This is a genomic window from Streptomyces sp. NPDC056987 (genome assembly GCF_042673865.1).
Classification (GTDB): Bacteria; Actinomycetota; Actinomycetes; order Streptomycetales; family Streptomycetaceae; genus Streptomyces.
The window spans coordinates 179461-195109 of record NZ_JBHURV010000003.1 but is presented as its reverse complement, the minus strand read 5'-3'; the positions used below and the strand labels follow the sequence as shown (position 1 = coordinate 195109).

Annotated in this window: 15 protein-coding genes and 1 tRNA gene; 10 read left to right on the top strand and 6 right to left on the bottom strand. The window is 73.0% G+C overall.

The genetic code is table 11. The annotated features are described in order from the left end of the window. Both ACFTZC_RS05340 and ACFTZC_RS05335 read right to left on the bottom strand, forming a co-directional pair. Entirely contained in the window at nt 1–1020 is a 1020-nt protein-coding gene (locus tag ACFTZC_RS05340) for a DUF5954 family protein (protein WP_382887023.1), read from the bottom strand. Nucleotides 1021–1143: 123 nt separating this feature from the next. Beyond that, nucleotides 1144–1228: transfer RNA gene (locus ACFTZC_RS05335), tRNA-Leu, on the bottom strand. 196 nt (nt 1229–1424) lie between these two features. Here ACFTZC_RS05335 and ACFTZC_RS05330 point away from each other — a divergent pair. From ACFTZC_RS05330 to ACFTZC_RS05320, 3 genes are all read left to right on the top strand, one after another. Beyond that, nucleotides 1425–2750 carry a M20/M25/M40 family metallo-hydrolase gene (locus tag ACFTZC_RS05330; protein ID WP_382887021.1) on the top strand — a complete coding sequence of 442 codons (1326 nt, stop codon included), beginning with the start codon at nt 1425–1427 and terminating at the stop codon, nt 2748–2750. Nucleotides 2751–2893: 143 nt separating this feature from the next. Continuing rightward, nucleotides 2894–3127 (top strand): chaplin ChpH, encoded by a 234-nt coding sequence (gene chpH, locus ACFTZC_RS05325; protein WP_382887019.1) that lies wholly within the window; start codon nt 2894–2896, stop codon nt 3125–3127. Between the two features lie 209 nt (nt 3128–3336). Beyond that, complete coding sequence (locus tag ACFTZC_RS05320) at nt 3337–4203, top strand: chaplin (protein ID WP_382887017.1); 867 nt, start codon at nt 3337–3339, stop codon at nt 4201–4203. 70 nt (nt 4204–4273) lie between these two features. Here the strand turns inward: ACFTZC_RS05320 and ACFTZC_RS05315 are convergent, their stop codons facing one another. Further along, nucleotides 4274–4462 (bottom strand): DUF5703 family protein, encoded by a 189-nt coding sequence (locus ACFTZC_RS05315; RefSeq protein ID WP_114625034.1) that lies wholly within the window; start codon nt 4460–4462, stop codon nt 4274–4276. Between the two features lie 47 nt (nt 4463–4509). Here ACFTZC_RS05315 and ACFTZC_RS05310 point away from each other — a divergent pair, with 47 nt between their 5' ends. Further along, nucleotides 4510–5160 (top strand): hypothetical protein, encoded by a 651-nt coding sequence (locus tag ACFTZC_RS05310; protein ID WP_382887015.1) that lies wholly within the window; start codon nt 4510–4512, stop codon nt 5158–5160. Between the two features lie 87 nt (nt 5161–5247). Here the strand turns inward: ACFTZC_RS05310 and ACFTZC_RS05305 are convergent, their stop codons facing one another. Next, a complete protein-coding gene (locus tag ACFTZC_RS05305; protein ID WP_382887260.1) occupies nt 5248–7440 on the bottom strand; it encodes a helix-hairpin-helix domain-containing protein in 2193 nt (730 codons plus the stop codon). Nucleotides 7441–7478: 38 nt separating this feature from the next. After that, on the bottom strand, nt 7479–8462 hold the full coding sequence (locus tag ACFTZC_RS05300) for an aldo/keto reductase (protein WP_382887013.1): 984 nt from the start codon (nt 8460–8462) through the stop codon (nt 7479–7481). Nucleotides 8463–8594: 132 nt separating this feature from the next. Between ACFTZC_RS05300 and ACFTZC_RS05295 the strand changes: the two genes are divergently transcribed. Next, a complete protein-coding gene (locus tag ACFTZC_RS05295; RefSeq protein ID WP_382887011.1) occupies nt 8595–9647 on the top strand; it encodes an LLM class F420-dependent oxidoreductase in 1053 nt (350 codons plus the stop codon). A gap of 378 nt (nt 9648–10025) precedes the next feature. Then, the gene (locus tag ACFTZC_RS05290) at nt 10026–10811 is read left to right on the top strand and encodes a ferritin-like domain-containing protein (protein ID WP_382887009.1); all 786 of its coding nucleotides are present in this window, start codon (nt 10026–10028) and stop codon (nt 10809–10811) included. A gap of 36 nt (nt 10812–10847) precedes the next feature. Here ACFTZC_RS05290 and ACFTZC_RS05285 read toward each other — a convergent pair whose 3' ends face one another. Continuing rightward, on the bottom strand, nt 10848–11840 hold the full coding sequence (locus ACFTZC_RS05285) for a magnesium and cobalt transport protein CorA (RefSeq protein ID WP_382887007.1): 993 nt from the start codon (nt 11838–11840) through the stop codon (nt 10848–10850). An 83-nt stretch (nt 11841–11923) separates the two neighbouring features. Here ACFTZC_RS05285 and ACFTZC_RS05280 point away from each other — a divergent pair, with 83 nt between their 5' ends. The 4 genes from ACFTZC_RS05280 to mshC all read left to right on the top strand — a co-directional run bounded on the left by ACFTZC_RS05280 (nt 11924) and on the right by mshC (nt 15616). Further along, complete coding sequence (locus tag ACFTZC_RS05280; RefSeq protein WP_382887005.1) at nt 11924–12610, top strand: histidine phosphatase family protein; 687 nt, start codon at nt 11924–11926, stop codon at nt 12608–12610. 128 nt (nt 12611–12738) lie between these two features. Then, the gene (locus ACFTZC_RS05275) at nt 12739–13329 is read left to right on the top strand and encodes a DUF3090 domain-containing protein (RefSeq protein WP_365810225.1); all 591 of its coding nucleotides are present in this window, start codon (nt 12739–12741) and stop codon (nt 13327–13329) included. Continuing rightward, the gene (locus ACFTZC_RS05270) at nt 13293–14249 is read left to right on the top strand and encodes an SCO1664 family protein (RefSeq protein WP_382887003.1); all 957 of its coding nucleotides are present in this window, start codon (nt 13293–13295) and stop codon (nt 14247–14249) included. The genes ACFTZC_RS05275 and ACFTZC_RS05270 overlap by 37 nt, the downstream gene beginning before the upstream one ends. Before the next feature lie 137 nt (nt 14250–14386). After that, entirely contained in the window at nt 14387–15616 is a 1230-nt protein-coding gene (gene mshC / locus ACFTZC_RS05265) for a cysteine--1-D-myo-inosityl 2-amino-2-deoxy-alpha-D-glucopyranoside ligase (RefSeq protein WP_382887001.1), read from the top strand. Nucleotides 15617–15649: the final 33 nt, after the last annotated feature.

Here is a 15649-nt window from a genome sequence, read left to right as displayed (position 1 = left end):
TCAGTCGTCGTAGTGCAGTGTTCCGTCCTCGTCCATGGTCGGGTGCATCTTCATCGGCCCGTAGGCGTCCTGGTCCGAGGGGCGGGGCGGCTCCGGCCCGTCGGGGCCGGTGCGCAGCAGGCGCTCGATCCGGCAGACGCGGAAGAGCAGTTCGCCCACGCGTGCCTCGTTGGCGCGGCCGGCGGCCCTGAACTCCTCGGCGGCCCGCGCGTACGTGGCCTTCTCGCCGTCGTCGAACCCGTAGGCGTCGGGCCAGCTCCTGACCATGCCGCTGTACAGCGCCCGCCGCGCGTCGTGCGGGGTGGGCATGAGGCCGCCCCGTGGCCGCCAGCCGTTCTCGCCCTGCTCGGTCACCCCGAAGCCGACGGGCAGCAGGACGACTCCGGGGTGCGTGGTGACCGCGCGCTCCGAATGCCCGCGTACGTCGTCGGGGAAGCGCGGACCGGAGTACGCGAACTGCCCCAGCCCCAGCCGCAGGGCGGCCGCCGCCGGACCGGTGTCGGCGTGCCCGGGGTCCAGGACGAAGCCGGTGTCCGGCGACGGGGCGGTGTGCGCGCCGGTCCAGGACAGCTCGGCCGGCTCCCGGTCGGTGGGCCGCGGCGGCTCCAGCCCGTCCTCCCCGCTCCGGGCGAACTCGTCGCCCCGTACGACCCGGTAGCGCACCCCGAGGACCTCCAGCTCGTCGACCGGCTCGCGTTCGAGCACCGCGACCGCGGCCAGCAACTCGCGGCGCGCGGCCCGGTCGTCGGTGTCGTCCTTGGCCTTGAACCAGAGATGGGAGTGGAGCCCGTCCCGCGCCTGCTGCGGCGTCGCGTCGGTCACCCGCAGCAGCAGCCGCCAGTGGGGCCCGCTCCCGGGATCACACGCCGCCACACCGAAGACAGGCCCGCGGACCGCGAGATACGGGTACCGGAGGGACGCGTCGATGGCGTCGGCCTCGGCCACCCAGGCGGCGGGATCGTCGCGCTCCACCAGTCCCGCGTGGAGCCGGTCCAACTGTCGCTTCCAGTCATCAGACATGCACACATTGTTGTGGCTCGGAAGGGGTCGCCGGACCGGAACCGTTCAACTCCCCGGACCTCGTCGGACGGGAACGTTCCGGAAAACGCGGAAGACCCCTGACGTATCAGGGGTCTTCGCCGGTGTCCGAGGGGGGACTTGAACCCCCACGCCCGATAAAGGGCACTAGCACCTCAAGCTAGCGCGTCTGCCATTCCGCCACCCGGACAAGGTGTCCGCCGGTCGGCTCTCGGCCGTTCCGACGTGGAAAACCATAGCAAACATTCAGGGGTGCCCGATCACGCCCCGATCCGTATGACGGGCGTGTGACAGGCGGGGTCCGCCCTTGGGTGAAGGGGCCCGGGGCGGCAGGATGGGAGGACCACCAGCGAGGACCACCAGCAACGACCGTGGGAGTGAGCAGCGTGAGCGAGCCGAGCGCGGGCAGGACCGTATCGGGCGAGGACGAGGTCGTCGACCTCTGCCGGGATCTGATCCGGATCGACACCAGCAACTACGGGGACCACTCGGGTCCGGGGGAGCGGGCCGCCGCCGAGTACGTCGCGGAGAAGCTCGCCGAGGTGGGGCTGGAACCGGAGATCTTCGAGTCCCACCCGGGCCGCGCCTCCACCGTGGCCAGGATCGAGGGCGAGGACCCCTCCCGGCCCGCCCTGCTCATCCACGGCCACACCGACGTCGTGCCGGCCAACGCCGAGGACTGGACGTACGACCCGTTCGCGGGCGAGATCGCCGACGGCTGTGTGTGGGGCCGGGGCGCCGTCGACATGAAGGACATGGACGCGATGACCCTCGCGGTCGTCCGCGACCGGATGCGCAGCGGGCGCAAGCCCCCGCGCGACATCGTGCTGGCCTTCCTCGCCGACGAGGAGGCCGGCGGCACGTACGGCGCGCGGTACCTCGTCGACCACCACCCCGGCCTCTTCGAGGGCGTCACGGAGGCGATCAGCGAGGTCGGCGGCTTCTCCTTCACCGTCAACGAGAACCTGCGCCTCTACCTCGTCGAGACGGCCCAGAAGGGCATGCACTGGATGCGGCTGACGGTGGACGGCACCGCGGGCCACGGCTCGATGACCAACAACGACAACGCGATCACCGAGCTGTGCGAGGCCGTGGGCCGGCTCGGCAACCACCAGTGGCCGGTACGGGTGACCAAGACCGTACGGTCCTTCCTGGACGAGCTGTCCGACGCGCTCGGCACCCCGCTCGACCCGGAGGACATGGACGCCACGCTCGCCAAGCTCGGCGGCATCGCGAAGATGATCGGCGCCACGCTGCGCAACTCCGCGGCCCCCACCATGCTCGGCGCCGGCTACAAGGTGAACGTCATCCCCGGTCAGGCCACCGCCCATGTCGACGGCCGGTTCCTGCCCGGGTACGAGGAGGAGTTCCTGGCGGATCTCGACCGGATCCTCGGGCCGCGCGTCCGGCGCGAGGACGTGCACGGCGACAAGGCGCTGGAGACCAGCTTCGACGGCCGGCTGGTGGACGCCATGCAGACGGCGCTCTCGGCGGAGGACCCCATCGCGCGGGCCGTCCCGTACATGCTCTCCGGCGGCACCGACGCGAAGTCCTTCGACGACCTCGGGATCCGCGGCTTCGGCTTCGCGCCGCTCAAGCTGCCGCCGGAGCTGGACTTCGCAGGGATGTTCCACGGGGTGGACGAGCGGGTACCGGTGGACGGTCTGAAATTCGGTGTGCGCGTCCTCGACCGGTTCATCGACGAGAGCTGACCGGCCGTACCGGGAATCGGCCACACGTACGGCATCGACTGAGAAGAGTGAATGCGCTCATAGGCTCGTAGCCTCATTACTTCCCCTTCGTTACAGGTGTGCGGTCCGCGGCTGGGACCGCGTTTTGCCAACAAGGAGGAAGAATGATCAAGAAGGTCGTCGCTGCTGCGGCAGTCACTGGTGGTCTGGTGCTCGCGGGTGCGGGCGTGGCCGTCGCCGACGCGGGCGCGCAGGGTGCCGCCATCGGTTCCCCCGGTGTCCTTTCGGGCAACGTGGTGCAGGTTCCGATCCACGTTCCGGTGAACGTGTGCGGTAACACGGTCAACGTGATCGGGCTGCTGAACCCCACCTTCGGCAACACCTGCATCAACAAGTGACGTCGTCACTCTCACCCGTGAGGGTCTGAGCCCGAGGCCCTGCGCGAGAAGCGGCGCCGCCCGCCCCCCAGAGGGAGCCGGGCGGGACTTCTCCCGCACGGCCGAGCGGCCCCGGAGCGCGTGCCATGCGCTCCGGGGCCGCTGGGCATCCTGCCCCGGCACCGATGCCCAGGGGCAGTCCCGGTAGGCAGAAGACAGGGAACGAAGCTATGAGACAGGTCACGCGCAAGGGCCTGATCACCGTGGCGGCGGCGGGCGGCGTGCTCGCGCTCGGCGGTGGCTACGCGCAGGCGGACGCGGGGGCCGGCGGTACCGCCGCCAACTCCCCGGGCGTGCTGTCGGGGAACAACGTCCAGGTTCCGGTGCATGTGCCGGTCAACGTCTGCGGCAACACCGTGGATGTCGTCGGGGTGCTCAATCCGGCCTTCGGCAACAAATGCGGCAACTTCTCCGGCAAACCGTCCGGCGGCCACGACGGCGGACACGGGGGCGGCGGCGGCCACAGCGGCGGGCACGACGGCGGATACGGCGGATCCCCCCACACCGGGTCCGGCGGCTCGCACGCCGGAGGCGGCGCGGTCAACTCTCCCGGGGTCGGCTCGGGCAACTCCGTCGAGGTGCCGGTCGACGTCCCCGTGAACGTGTGCGGGAACAGCGTCGACCTCGTCGGGGTGCTCAACCCGGCCTTCGGCAACCACTGCGGCAACGGCCCCGTGCCCACCCCGCCGGGTCCCGCCGAGCACCCCGAGGAGCCGGGTAACCCGGGTAACCCGGGCACCCCGGGCACACCCGGAACACCGGGTACGCCGGGTACGCCGGGTACGCCTGGCAACCCGGGTAACCCCGGTAACCCGGGTAACCCGGGCACGCCCGGTACGCCGGGCAACCCGACCGAGGTACGGGCGGTCTCCGTCAACCCGGGGACGCACGGGGCGGAACCGGGGGCCGAGCAGGCCGACGGCACGGATGTCCTCGCGTCGACCGGTGCCGGCGGGCTCGGGATCGCACTCCCGGCGGGCGCCGGGCTGCTGCTCGCGGGCACGATCCTCTACCGCCGGGCCCGCTCCGCCGCGTAGTCACGCGGCCGGGCCCGGGCCAGGGCAAGCCGGGGCGGGCCTCGCAGCAGCGGGGCCCGCTCCGTCGCGTTCACCAGGTGGCGCGGACCTGACGGATGATGCGCCGGCGCAGCCGCACCCTGCGGCTGCCGTCCCGGTGCAGGCTCAGTCGGTCCAGCTCCCAGTGCCCGTACTCGGCATGATCGGTGAGCAGACGGGCCGCATCCTTGCGGGAGACCCCGCGCGGCACGTACACGTCGACAAATTCGTATTCCGGCATCGCATCTATTGTGCGGGCAGAGCCCCGGTACGGATAGCGTCTGCACTATGTCTGATGCTGCGCAGCCCACCGCTGCCGAGGTACGCGCCGCCGCCGAGGCGGTGAAGGTCGCCCTGGACCGCCACCTCGCGGCGGTCGAACATCGCACGGGTGAGGATGACCCGGCCGTCTCCGAAGCGTTCAACGCCCTCGCCGTGGCGGCCGAGGTCTACGACGAGCGGCTCTACCACCGGTACGACGAGGTCACCCCGTTCGAGATCCCGGACCCGGACGACTCCCTGCCCCCGTACAACGGCCCCGAGGAGCCGAACGCCCTCAGTGTGCTGATCCGGCGCGACTACGCGGTGGTGGAGCCGCAGCGGCTGCTCGCACAGGCACAGCGCATCGCCGACGCCGAGGGCGACACCGGCACCGGAGGGGTCGTGGGCGGCAGTGTGCACGCGGCGCTCGGGGTGCTCTTCGGCGAGTACGAACCCGACGAGATCGCCTCCCGGCACAAGGAGTTCGGCCTGGAGGAGGGCGACTCCACCCTGTGGGTGTCGGCCGCGGACGATCTCCCGGAACCGGGGGAGTGGCTCGCCGCCCCCTTCGACCAGGCCGACCCCCAGCAGGTGGTCTGCCGCTTCGACGTCAGCGCGGTCTTCGACGAGGACGACCTGGACGCGGCCCTGGACGACCTGGAGGAACAGGACGCCTGAGCCGCCGGCCCCTGCTCGGTCCGCTGCCCTTGCCGACCGCCGCCCCTGCCACCGCACGGCGGCAGGGGCGGCGGCACCCGGGGGGCGTCAGCCCGGCTGTGACGCCGGAGCCAGGAGCGTTTCCAGCTGGGCGCGCAGCCGGGTGGTGCGGTCCTGGGAGGGGATGTCCGACACCGCCCTCTGGAGCGCCTGGTCGACACCGTGGACCACGGAGAGATGACGGTCCCCGCGGCTGAAGGCCGTGTAGACCCAGGGGCGGCTCAGCCCCCGCGCCGCGTCGCCGGGGAGCACCACGACCACCGCGGGCCAGCGCATCCCCGCCGCCTGGTGCGCGGTGAGCGCCCAGCCGTGGCGGACCGCGTGCTCCACCCGGTCCCTGGGCACGACGACCGCGGTTCCCCCGCACTCCAGCCGCAGCCCCTCCGCGTCGGCGGAGACCACCGCGCCCTGGAGCGTCCTGCCGGGGGAGGGGACATACGCGACGCGGTCCCCCGGGTCGAAGCCGCCGAACCGGCCGGGGCCCGGGTTGAGGCGCTCCTTGAGCGCCGCGTTCAGCGCGCGGGTGCCCGCCGAGCCGCCGTGGCCCACCGTGATCACCTGGGTCTGCCCCGCCTCCGTGCCGAAGGCCCGCGGCACGGATTCCGCGACGAGCTGGACCGTACGGTGCACCGCCTCGCCCGCGTCCCGCACGGGCACGATCACGACCTCCTTGCCGGGCGCCGCCACCTGGTTCAGCTCGCCGATGCCGATCCCCGAGACCAGCTCGCCGATCGGTCCCGGGTCAGGTGTACGGGAGCTGATCCGTGGGCACACCCCGGCCGCCAGGAGATCGGCGAAGACCTGGCCCGCGCCGGCCGACCCGAGCACGCCGGGATCACCGCTGAGCACCAGACGCCCGCCGTCCGCCAGCGACTCCACCAGCATCGCGGCCGTCTCCACGTCGAGCTGCGGCGCGTCGAGGACCACCAGGAGATCGAGCGCGAACAGCCCCTCCGCGTCCCGCCCCGGGCCCTCCGTACCGGCGAGCAGCCCGGCCACCGTGACCGCGTCGGTGTCCGCGGCGTCGTCGGCCCCGAGCCGGTCGCGGCCGTTCTCGCTGTGGACCGCGACCACCGCGCGCTCCCCGAGCGCGCGGGCCGCCCCGGCCAGCGCGACCGGCTCGGCGCGCGCCGCCTCCCCGCCCGAGTGGAGGACCAGACCATGTCCCGCCACCGCGCGGATCAGCTCGGCCGCCGACGGCGACGGGGCGCCCGCCGCGGCCTCCTCCCACGAGGCGGGCCGCGCGGTCTTCACCAGCCTGGCGAGCCCGTCGGCGAGGCTCTCCTCGGCCAGTGCGTACCGGTCGAGACCCAGCAGCACGGGGGCGGGCGCCGTGGCCGGCTCCCCGCCGTCCCCGGCCCCGCTCTCCGCCGCCTCCTCGGCCTCCGCAGCCTCATCGGAGTCCTCGAAATCCGCGGAGCTCAGGGTCCCGTCCACGCCTTCCTGGAACTCCAGCACCACGGACTCCTCCACCGCGTGCTGTACGGCGCTCTCCGGGTCGGGCACGGAGTGCCCGGCGAGCGCGCTCACCACCGCCGACGCCTCCAGCGCGGTGTGGCCCTGGAGCGCGGCCCGCTCCAGCAGCCACCCCACCAGCGCGGTGGCCCGGCGCTCGTCTCCGGGGCCGCAGCCGGACCCCAGGAGCGCCCGCGCGAATCCGTCGGCCTGCTCCGGCCGCACCCCGGGCACGGCGAGCAACTGCCAGGGGTTCTCCCGCAGCAGCGCGGGCGCCTGCTCCCCGAGCGCCTCGGCGACCTGCCCCGCGAGCGTCTCCGGCGCGCCGCCCGCCACGAGCACCGCCCGCACGGCGGACACGGTCTCCGGGGCCTCGGACCGCGCCTCCACGGACCGTGGCCCGGCCGGGGGCCGCTGCGGCGGTGCCGTCGCAGCGGCCCGATCCCGGTCCCGGTCGGGGGAGGGAGTGGGGGCGGGGGCCGCGGGACGGAGCAGCGCCGGGTCGACCGGCTCGCCGCTCTCCATGGCCCGTACGGCCGCGAGCAGGTCGGCGGCCTGCCCGCTCAGCTTCGCCCCGGCGGCGATGGGCCCGGCCTTCTCCGCCTTCCGCTGCTCGATCCGCTCCCGCAGCTCCCGCTGGGCGGCCAGCTCGGCCTGTGCCTCGGAGAGTTCGGGCGTCTCCCCGGTGGTGCCGGTCCCGGTCGCGGCGCCGGCCCCCGTGCCGTCCTCGGTGGCCTCGCCCTCCGGGGCCGTGGCGCCCTCGGCGGCGGCAGCGGCGTCGGCCATGGGCCCGGCCTCCTCGGCGGCGGGGTCGCGCTCCGTACTCACAGCGTGCTCCAGTCCTGGTCGGGATAGCGGTGCACGGGCGCCGACACGTCGTCGAGCGCCTGGCAGATCTCGTCAGGAAGACTAAGGCTCTCCACTGACAGAGCCGCCGTGAGCTGGTGCGCGTTGCGCGCGCCGATGATCGGCGCCACCACGCCGGGACGGTCCCTCACCCACGCCAGCGCCACCTCCAGCGTCGTCGTCGCGAGTCCTTCCGCGGCCGTCGCGACCGCGTCCACGATCCGGCTCGCCGCCTCGTCGAGATAGGGCTCGACGAACGGCGCCATCTGCTCGGAGGCGCCCCGCGAATCGCCCGGCGTGCCGTACCGGTACTTGCCCGTGAGCACCCCGCGGCCGAGCGGCGACGAGGGCAGCAGCCCCACCCCCAGATCGACCGCGGCGGGCAGCACCTCGCGCTCCACGCCGCGCTGGAGCAGCGAGTACTCCATCTGGGTGCTGGCCAGCCTGGTCCGCGTCGTGGGCGAGGCGATCTGCCAGGTCGCGGCCTTGGCGAGCTGCCAGCCGCAGAAGTTCGACACCCCCGCGTACCGTGCGCGGCCCGTGCTGACGGCGATGTCCAGCGCGTGCAGGGTCTCCTCCAGCGGGGTGTCGCTGTCGAAGGCGTGGATCTGCCAGAGGTCCACGTAGTCCGTGCCGAGCCGCTCCAGCGACGCGTCCAGCGCGGTGAGCAGATGTCCCCGCGAGCCGTCGAAGCGGCGGTACGGATCGGGCACGCTGCCGGCCTTCGTCGCGATGATCAGATCCCGGCGCGGCACCAGCCGCTCGACGAGCTGCCCCAGCAGATACTCGGCCTCCCCGCCGCCGTACACGTCCGCCGTGTCGATCAGCGTCCCGCCCGCTTCCCAGAAGACCTTCAACTGATCGGCGGCGTCATGCTCGTCGGTGTCCCGGCCCCAGGTCAGGGTGCCGAGCCCGATCCGGGACACACGCAGGCCGGTACGGCCGAGATGCCTCTGCTCCATGCGGCTTGAGATTACTGGCCATGGCCCCACGCGGAGAGAGCCTGTGGACAACCCGCCCCCTGACGGATCCCCGTGTCGCGCGCTAGAGTCCCCGGCACAGGGACGTTACTCATCGGTAGTCAAGGAGTGGTCATGCGGCTCGGCATCAACCTCGGGTACTGGGGCGCGGGGATGGACGGCGACAACCTCGCGGTCGCGCAGGAGGCCGACCGGCTCGGCTACGACGTCTGCTGGGCCGCCGAGGCGTACGGATCCGACGCGCCGACCGTGCTGAGCTGGGTCGCCGCGCAGACGGAGTCCATCGACGTCGGCTCCGCCATCCTCCAGATCCCCGCGCGGCAGCCCGCGATGACCGCGATGACGGCGGCCACCCTCGACTCGCTCTCCGGGGGCCGGTTCCGGCTCGGCCTCGGCGTGTCGGGGCCGCAGGTCTCCGAGGGCTGGTACGGCGTCACGTTCGACAAGCCGCTCGCCCGCACCCGGGAGTACGTCGAGATCGTCCGCAGGGCCATGACCCGCGAACGGCTGGTGTACGAGGGCGAGCACTGGACGCTGCCGCTGCCCGGCGGCCCCGGCAAGCCCCTCAAGCTGACCGTCCACCCGGAGCGTGAGCACATCCCGCTCTACATCGCCGCGATCGGCCCGAGGAACCTGGAGCAGACCGGCGAGATCGCCGACGGCGCGCTGCTGATCTTCCCCTCCGCCGAGCACCTGGAGGACACGGCGATCCGCCCGCTCCGGGCGGGCCGCGAGAAGGCCGGTCTCACCATGGACGGCTTCGACGTCTGCCCCACCGTGCCCATCGCGGTCGGCGACGACGTCGGCGCCCTGGCCGACACCTTCCGCCCGTACACCGCCCTCTACGTGGGCGGCATGGGCAGCCGGAAGCAGAACTTCTACAACCAGCTCGCCCGGCGCATGGGGTACGAGAAGGCGGCCATCGAGATCCAGGACAAGTACCTCTCCGGCGACAAGGACGGCGCGGCGGCGTCCGTACCGCACGAGCTGATCGACTCGACCACACTGCTCGGCCGCGTCGAGCGGATCGCCGACCGGATGAGCGCCTACGCCGCCGCGGGCGTCACCACCCTGACCCTCGCCCCGGCCGGCTTCACCCTCGACGAGCGGATCACCGCGCTGCGGGTCGGCTCCGAGGCCCTGGAGCGCGCCGGTCTCGTCTCGTAGACCCGTACGGCAGACACGCGACCGCGGGGGAGAGAGGTCCGCGGCCGCGGTGGGGGCTCGGGGGGTCTTCCCCACCACGGCCGTCGCCTAGAGGTCGCGCGGATAGGTGGGGCGGCGTCGCGTGCCGATGGGCGGCGCCTGGCGGCGTTGTCGTCAGTCGACGACACTCCGCGTCGCCTCCCTCCTCCGCCTTGCCGGACTTCCTCCGCCCCACCTATCCGCGCGACCTCCTACTACAACGCCGCCACGCGTACGCGGTTACGCGCCGGGCGCGGCGTCGCGCTCCTCCTTTCGGCTCAGTCGGGTGCCGCTGCTGTTGCCGCGTGCCGTCCGCGCCCGTTGACTCGTAGCGCGGACGACTGCAAGGAGGTGGCGGTGATGCTCTCGGCCCGAAGCCTGTTCCAGGAGATCCTGGACGACGACCGGTCCTTCCGGCTGTTCTGTTCCATCGCGGCCAGCGGCGAGGCCCAGGGCGGCTGGGAGAACGGCCGGATCGCCGCCCTGGTGCCCGAGTCCCTGCGGTACCTCGCCCCGAAGATCACCCGCCACGGTTCCGACGAGGACAAGCACGGGAGGATCTTCCGCGCCCTCCTGCGCAAGCGCGGCCTCGAACCGGCCGAGGTCCCGCCCGAGGCCGACTACACCATGCTCCTGGAGCGGCGCGGCATCGGACTCACCCACACGAAACTGCGCCGCGACGAGACGCTGACCGAGGACGACATCCTCGTGTATCTCGCCCACAGCCGGATCACCGAACAGCGGGCCGCGGACCAGATGGAGATGCTGGTCAGGTACTTCGGCGACCACCCCGAGGTCGGCAGGGCGATCAGGATGATCAGCGCCGACGAGGACAACCATCTCGCCTACTGCCACGAGGAACTGCTCCTGCTGGCCCGGCGGGGCCACGGCCGCGCCGTCCAGCGCGCCCTGCGCGAGTGCGCCCTCGCGGAGATCCAGGTCTACCGCGAGGTGAGCCTCGCGGTGATGGACCGGATGGGACGGCTGCTGGGCTGGCCGGCGCCGAAGGCCGCGCTGCTCGCGGCGGGCATCCACGCCGTGTACGGGTACGAACGGTTCGCCGGCTGGCACCGGATGGTCGGCCTCACGATGCCCGAGCGCCGGGATCCGCTGGGCGGCCCCGCGACCCCCGCGCCCGCCCTCTGAGGCCCCTGTGGTCCCGTACGGCCGCCGCGTGCGGGCTCAGAGCCAGCCGCGCCGCTTGAACTGCCGGTGCAGCCCGAACACCACCACCGCCATCAGGGCGATCACGGTGGGGTAGGCCCACACGTACGTCAGCTCGGGCATGTGCCGGAAGTTCATGCCGTAGATGCCCGCGACCATCGTCGGTACGGCCGCCATCGCCGCCCATGCCGAGATCTTCCGCATGTCGTCGTTCTGCCGTACGCCCATCTGCGCGAGATGCGCGGACAGGATGTCGGTGAGCAGCCGGTCCAACCCCTCCACCTGCTCGTTGACGTGCAGCAGATGGTCGTTGACGTCCCGGAAGAACGGCTGCGCGTGCTCGTGCACGAACGGCACGCCCGCGCCCGCCAGCCGCGCCATGGGGGCCGCCAGCGGCCCGGTGGCCCGGCGGAACTCCAGGACCTGCCGCTTGAAGTCGTAGATCCGCGCCGCGGTCGGCGTCGAGGAGCCCGCGTCCGGGGAGAAGACCTCCGCCTCCAGCTCCTCCAGGTCCAGCTGGAGTTCGTCGGCGACCTCGACGTAGTGGTCGACGATCGCGTCGCTCACCGCGTACAGCACCGAGGTGGGGCCGTGCCTGAGGACCTCCGGCTCGGCTTCGAGCCGCCTGCGTACGGCCGTCAGCGGAGCGCCCTCGCCGTGCCGGACGGTCACCACGAAGGAGTCGCCTATGAAGACCATCAGTTCACCGGTGGAGACGGTGTCCCCCCGCGGCTCGTACACCACCGGCTTGAGCACCACGAAGAGCGAGTCGTCGTAGACCTCCAGCTTGGGGCGCTGATGGGCGTGGAGCGCGTCCTCCACGGCCAGCGGATGCAGCCCGAACTCGCTGCTCACGAGGGCGAACTCGTGCTCCGTGGCCTCGTGCAGCCCGAGCCAGAGGAACGCGTCCCCTTCGGCACGCGCCGCGGCGAGGGCGTCGGAGAAGTCGGCGGGCCCGTCGGTGCGGCGCCCGCCGCGGTAGATGGCGCAGTCCACGATCACGGCGGGCATTCTTCCCTTTCCCGGCGCCGGACGCATCCCCCGGCCGTCCCGCGCCCGCTGCGCACCCCTGCCGAGCGCCTACCCTTGCGGGCATGGCCACGTTGATCCTCGTACGTCATGGGCGGTCCACCGCCAACACCGCGGGGCTGCTCGCCGGCTGGACGCCCGGTATCGCCCTGGACGAGCGGGGCGCCGCGCAGGCCGCCGCGCTGCCCGGGCGGCTCGCGGACATCCCGCTCGCCGCCGTCGTCAGCAGCCCGCTGCAACGGTGCAGGGAGACGCTCCAGCCGCTGCTGGACGCCCGTCCCGGGCTCGCCCTCCGGACCGACGACCGGATCGGCGAGTGCCATTACGGCGACTGGTCGGGGCGCAAACTGGCCGAACTGGCCGACGAGCCGCTGATGAAGGTCGTGCAGCAGCACCCTTCGGCCGCCGTGTTCCCCGGCGGCGAGTCGATGGCCGCGATGCAGGCGCGCGCCGTCGAGGCGGTCCGCGAGTGGAACGCGCGGATCGACGAGCAGCACGGCGAGGATGCCGTCGTTCTGATGTGCTCGCACGGCGACATCATCAAGGCGCTCGTCGCGGACGCCCTCGGGATGCACCTCGACCTCTTCCAGCGGATCCATGTGGACCCGTGCTCGCTCACCGCCGTCCGCTACACCCGGCTGCGCCCGTTCGTGCTGCGCCTCGGCGACACCGGCGATCTCGCCGGACTGGCGCCGCGCGAGAGCGCCGGTGGCGGCGACGGCGTCGTGGGAGGCGGCGCGGGAGCACCGTGATCGCTCCGCGCAGTAGGGTGGACGCGCCGTCCGCGTGACCGGGCGGCCAGCCCGGACCTCCGGTCCGCTCCATGCCTTTCCGCATGACCTTTCCGATGTTCCACGACGATTTCCAAGGGAGACAGGACGTGTCCCGTCAGGTGTTCCTCTACGACCCGCCGGACCGCTTCGTGGCCGGTACGGTCGGGCTGCCTGGGCGCCGTACGTTCTTCCTCCAGGCGTCCGCCGCGGGGCGTGTGACCAGCGTCGCCCTGGAGAAGACACAGGTGGCCGCGCTCGCCGAGCGGATCGACGAACTGCTGGACGAGGTGGTCCGCCGCACCGGCGGCAACGCCCCCGTACCGGCCATGGCGCCCTCGGAGATCACCGACTCCGCCCCGCTCGACGCCCCCGTCGAGGAGGAGTTCCGGGTCGGCACGATGGCGCTGGCCTGGGACGGAGACGAACAGCGCATGATCGTCGAGGCCCAGGCGCTCGTCGAGCTGGACGCCGACACCGACGAGGATCTGGCCGAGGCCGAGGAGCGGCTGCTCCAGGACGAGGAGAACGGCCCGCCGATGCTCCGGGTGCGGCTCTCCGGCGCCCAGGCCAGGGCCTTCGCCAAGCGCGCCCTGGACGTGGTCAACGCGGGCCGGCCGCCGTGTCCGCTGTGCAGCCTGCCGCTCGACCCGGAAGGACACGTATGCCCGCGCCAGAACGGATACCGGCGGGGCGCGTGACCACGCCCACGGCCGGTCCGGCCGCCCAGGGACCGGCCGACGGAGTCCGGACCGACGCGGGTCCTGACGTCAAGGAACTGATCACCCACGGCGAGCTGACCGTGCGCGGCCGGATCCGGGAGGCGTCCAACGCCGTGCTGTACTGCTCCGTCTCCTACGACGGGCACACGGCGCACTGCGTCTACAAGCCCGTCGCGGGGGAGCGGCCCCTGTGGGACTTCCCCGACGGGACGCTCGCGCAGCGCGAGGTGGCGGCGTACGAGGTCTCCGAGGCGACCGGGTGGGGGCTCGTCCCGCCCACGGTGCTGCGCGAGGGGCCGTACGGCGAGGGCATGTGCCAGCTGTGGATCGAGCCGGCGGAGACCGCCGCGAGCGCGGGGAGCGACGGCGAGGGCGATGACGACGCGGGCGGCGCCGATGCCGACGCCCTCGCGGTGGCCCCGCTGCTCGCCCTCGTCGAGGACGACGAGCCCGGCGACGGCTGGAAGGCCGTCGGGTTCGCCGAGGTGGGCGAGGGCAGGACCGCCCTGCTGGTGCACGCCGACGACGCACGGCTGCGGCGCCTCGCCGTGCTCGACGCGGTCATCAACAACGGCGACCGCAAGGGCGGCCATCTGCTGCCCGCGCCCGGCGGCCGGCTCTACGCCATCGACCACGGCGTCACCTTCAACGTCGACGACAAACTGCGCACCCTGCTGTGGGGCTGGGCCGGTGAGCCGCTGACCGAGGAGGCGCTCGGCGTGCTGGCCCGGCTGGCGGACGCCCTCGCGGACGGCGCGCCCCTCGCCACCCGACTGGCCGAACTCATCACCCCGGCCGAGACCGACGCCGTACGCTCCCGGGTCCGTGACCTCCGCCACACGGGCCGTCACCCCGAGCCGTCGGGGCAGTGGCCCGCGATCCCCTGGCCGCCCGTGTGACACCGGGGAGGGTTCCCCGGGAGGGCCCGCGCCCGTCCCCGTGGAGCACCCGGGGGCGGATCGCGCAAGGGCGCCCAACCGGCCAATGGCGCGTATCCGGTTCGTATCCGGAAGTTCCGTCCGGTTAGGCTCATGACATGCATGCCTGGCCCGCTTCCGAGGTCCCCGCCCTGCCTGGCAAGGGCCGCGACCTCAGGATCCATGACACGTCGACCGATGGCCGAGTGACCCTCGCGCCCGGTCCCGTCGCCCGTATCTACGTCTGCGGCATCACGCCGTACGACGCGACCCACATGGGTCACGCGGCGACCTACAACGCGTTCGACCTCGTGCAGCGCGTATGGCTCGACACGAAGCGGCAGGTCCACTACGTCCAGAACGTGACCGATGTCGACGATCCGCTGCTGGAGCGGGCGCAGCGCGACGGGGAGGACTGGGTCGGGCTCGCGGAGCGCGAGACGGCGCTCTTCCGGGAGGACATGACCGCCCTGCGGATGCTGCCGCCCCAGCACTTCATCGGCGCCGTCGAGGCGATACCCGGCATCGTGCCGCTGGTGGAACGGCTGCGCGACGCCGGTGCCGCGTACGAACTCGAAGGCGACGTCTACTTCTCCGTGGCGGCCGATCCGCACTTCGGAGAGGTCTCCCGGCTGGACGCCGAGGCGATGCGGCTCCTTTCGGCCGAGCGCGGCGGGGACCCGGACCGGCCGGGCAAGAAGAACCCCCTGGACCCGATCCTCTGGCTGGCGGCCCGCCCCGGCGAGCCGAGCTGGGACGGCGGCTCGCTGGGCCGCGGCCGGCCCGGCTGGCACATCGAATGCGTGGCCATCGCCCTCGACCACCTCGGCATGGGCTTCGACGTCCAGGGCGGCGGCAGCGATCTCGCCTTCCCGCACCACGAGATGGGCGCCTCGCACGCGCAGGCCCTCACCGGGGAGCACCCGTTCGCCCGGGCCTATGTGCATGCCGGCATGGTCGCCCTCGACGGCGAGAAGATGTCCAAGTCCAAGGGGAACCTGGTCTTCGTCTCGGCGCTGCGCCGCGACGGCGTGGACCCGGCGGCGATCCGGCTCGCGCTGCTCGCGCACCACTACCGCTCCGACTGGGAGTGGACGGACCAGGTCCTCCAGGACGCCGTGGACCGCCTGGCGCGCTGGCGGGCCGCGGTGTCGCGGCCCGACGGGCCGTCGGCGGAGGCGCTGGTCGAGGCGGTCCGTGAGGCGCTCGCCGACGACCTCGACGCCCCCGCGGCGCTCGCGGCCGTCGACCGCTGGGCGGCGCTCCAGGAGAGCGCGGGCGGCACGGACGAGGGGGCGCCCGGCGTGGTGTCCCGTACGGTCGACGCGCTGCTCGGTGTCGCGCTCTGACACGTCGTACGGACATCTGACACGGCGTACGGA